Here is a 3,024-nt window from a genome sequence, read left to right on the forward strand (position 1 = left end):
ATCCAAGATACCCGCCGCCGACGATGCAGATGTCGGCCTGCGTTGCCTCTTCGAGCGGAGGCGCAAGGTCTGGGTCCTCGGGCAGGACCTGCCGCAGCCAATGGCTTCGCCAAACAATGTCCTTTTCCGTCAGTTGCATCACGATGCGCCTCTGGCCGACAGGCGGCGCTCCACCAGCCTGACCCAAAGGCTGGCGCCAATCGGCAGGATTGCGTCGTTGAAGTCGTAGTTGGTGTCGTGAGCCGCAGCCTGATGCGCATCGTCGGCCTGGCCGAGCAAGAAATAGCAGCCCGGCCGCTGTTCCAACATGTAGCAGAAATCTTCCGAGCCCATCTCGGGAGGCGGATCGACGACGAGACGTTCCGGTCCCATCACCTCGTTCGCAATCGCGATCATCGCATCGGCTTGCGCCGGGGTGTTGATCGTCGGCGCGAAGGGCGTTTCATAGAGAATGTCGACGCTGGCGCCAAAAGCTTCAGCCTCGTTTTTCGCGATGCGGCGGATTGCCGTCTCCAGCGTCTTTTGAACCTGATGGTCGAAGGTGCGCACGGTGCCGGTCAGAAACGCCGTATCGGGGATGGTGTTGAAGGCTTCGCCTGCGCGCAGGCTGCCAACGGTGACGATTGCCGGAGCGTGCACATCGGTCAGGCGGCCGGGCAGGGCTTCGATTGCGAGCAGGATGCGCGCGGCGATGGGGAGTGGATTGATCGCCAGATGCGGTGTCGCCGCATGGCCGCCCCTGCCGTGGACGACGATCTCGAAGCGATCGGCCGCCGCGGCCACCGTTCCGCGGTGGACGGCGATCTCGCCGAGCGGCCGTTCGCAATTGTGCAGCGCGTAAACTTCATCGCAGGGGAAACGCTGGAAAAGGCCCTCATCCAGCATGGCAAGCGCCCCACCTCGACCCTCCTCGGCCGGCTGGAAGATGAAATGCACCGTGCCGGCGAAGTCGGGCGAGCGAACAAGTGCTGACGCTGCGCCGAGCAGCATTGTCGTGTGGCCGTCATGGCCGCAGCCATGCATCCTCCCGGGGACGCGGGACGCATGCGGCAGCGGCCGCGCCTCGGTCATCGGCAGGGCGTCCATATCGGCGCGAATGCTCAGGCTGCGACCAGCGCCGAGCCTGCCCCTGAGCGTGCCGACGACGCCTGTGCGGCCGACACCTTCGGTCGTCTCGATGCCCCACGAGCGCAGTTTGTCCGCCACGAAACGTGCCGTCTCGAACTCTTCGAAGCCGAGTTCTGGATTGGCATGCAGATGCCGCCGCCAGGCCGTCATCTCTGTCTCTAGTTGCTGCACCGAGGGTACCAGTCTCATGCCGATGCCTTTGCGCGAAGAGTTTGTGAGCGGCTCTGCAGGATGGCGATGACCACAAGCAGGATTGCCGAGAAAGCGATCAGCAGCACGGCGACGGCCGCGATGGCGGGACTGATGGACTCGCGCACCCCGGAGAATATCATGCGAGGCAAGGTTCGCTCTGCGCCCGTCGAGAGGAAACTTGCGACGACGACTTCGTCGAAAGAGATGATGAAGGCGATGATGGCCCCTGTAATGACGCCCGGCGCTATCAGCGGCAGCACTACCTTGAAGAATGTGCGCATGGTGCCGGCGCCGAGCGATGCCGCCGCGCGAACCAACGTCCGGTCGAAGGTCGAAAGGCTGGCGACGACAGTCGTCAGCATCACAGGCACGGCCATGGCCGTATGCACCAGAATGATCGATAGCTTGTTGCCAACGAGTCCCAGTGTGGCGAAGAATGAAAAGGCCGCGACGCCGACAATGACGACTGGCGTCACCAAGGGCGCGGCGATGATCGCATAGAGGATCCGTTTGCCGGCAAAATCGCCCCAGGCGAGCCCGATCGCCGCCGGTATGCCGAGCAGCAGCGCCAGAACCGTGGTGGACAGCGCGATGACGACCGAGTTCCACAGCGCGGTCGGCCAGCGCTGGTCGACCCACAGTTCGGCATACCAGCGCAGCGACCAGCCCGGCGTCGGAAACGCCAGCGAGTTGCTCGAGGTCAGCGACATGGGGATCACGATCAGCAGGGGCAGGATGATGAACGCCAGCAATGTCGCCGCATAGGCATACATCAGCCATTTCCGAAAGCGGTCGGCGCTCATGCGACATGCGCCTTGCGGCGGAAGAGGACGGACGCCGTCCAGAACAGGAATGCAAACAGGACGAGGATCATCAGCAGTTGCAACGAAAGCGCTGCACCCATGCCCCAGTTCAGTGTGCTGTTCGTGTAGAACGCTATGTAGCTGGAGATCATCTGGTCGGTCGGCCCGCCGACAAGCGTCGGGGTGATGTAGTAGCCGAGTGCGAAGACAAAAACGATCGCCCCGCCGGACAGGATTCCTGGCAGGATCAACGGCAACTGCACGCGGCGCCACGCTGTGAGCCACGGCGCGCCCAGTGACAGTGCCGCGCGCATATAGGTGGTCGGAACCCGCCGCATGACGGCGACGACGCAGAGCACCATCATGGGCAGCAGAACCTGAACCATTGCCACGTAGAGTGAAAAGCGTGTGTAAATGAGATTGAGCGGCTCGCTGACGATGCCGAGGCCAAGCAGCGTGGAATTCACGGGTCCGTTCTTCTGCAGCACGATGATCCAGATGACGGTGCGCACCAGCAGCGATGTCCAGAGCGGAAACAGGATCAGCGCGAACATGAGCTTCGACCAGGCCGGCGGCGCGCTGACAATTGCCTGCGCCAGCGGCACGGCGAGCACCGCGCAGATCACGGTCACCACGATGCTGATCCAGATCGTACGCAGCAGCGCGTCGACGAAGATGGCGCGATCGGCTGAAATGGCTTCGATCGAATTGTCCGCGCCTCGCTTCAGGTCAAGGCTCGCAAGCAGATAATAGTCCGTTCGCGCGCTTTGCTGACGCGCGATGACCTGCCAGAGATCGATATTTTTCCAGCCGGCCTGTTTGGAGAGCACCTCGTCGCGCACGGGACGCATAGTCAGCTTGCCGTCGGCCGCATCCTTTGCCGTCTTGATGACGAGGAAAC

Annotated in this window: 3 protein-coding genes; all 3 read right to left on the reverse strand. The window is 62.9% G+C overall.

Annotation, left to right across the window (positions count from 1 at the left end; translation table 11 throughout):
- Window positions 1–138 precede the first annotated feature (138 nt).
- On the reverse strand, window positions 139–1,317 hold the full coding sequence (locus EN884_RS31105) for a M20 aminoacylase family protein (protein ID WP_063168762.1): 1,179 nt from the start codon (window positions 1,315–1,317) through the stop codon (window positions 139–141).
- A complete protein-coding gene (locus tag EN884_RS31110; RefSeq protein ID WP_082826529.1) occupies window positions 1,314–2,123 on the reverse strand; it encodes an ABC transporter permease in 810 nt (269 codons plus the stop codon). The genes EN884_RS31105 and EN884_RS31110 overlap by 4 nt, the downstream gene beginning before the upstream one ends.
- Window positions 2,120–3,024, reverse strand: a 905-nt coding sequence (locus EN884_RS31115) for an ABC transporter permease (RefSeq protein WP_164895266.1), incomplete at its 5' end; no start/stop codon positions are given. The genes EN884_RS31110 and EN884_RS31115, both read right to left, overlap by 4 nt.

Source organism: Mesorhizobium sp. M7A.F.Ca.AU.001.01.1.1 (genome assembly GCF_004022735.1).
Classification (GTDB): Bacteria; Pseudomonadota; Alphaproteobacteria; order Rhizobiales; family Rhizobiaceae; genus Mesorhizobium; species Mesorhizobium ciceri.

Bases quoted from the DNA above. Each gene is read 5' to 3' on its own strand.
- EN884_RS31105 (WP_063168762.1), bottom strand. From the start codon at position 1,317: ATGAGACTGGTACCCTCGGTGCAGCAACTAGAGACAGAGATGACGGCC.
- EN884_RS31110 (WP_082826529.1), bottom strand. From the start codon at position 2,123: ATGAGCGCCGACCGCTTTCGGAAATGGCTGATGTATGCCTATGCGGCG.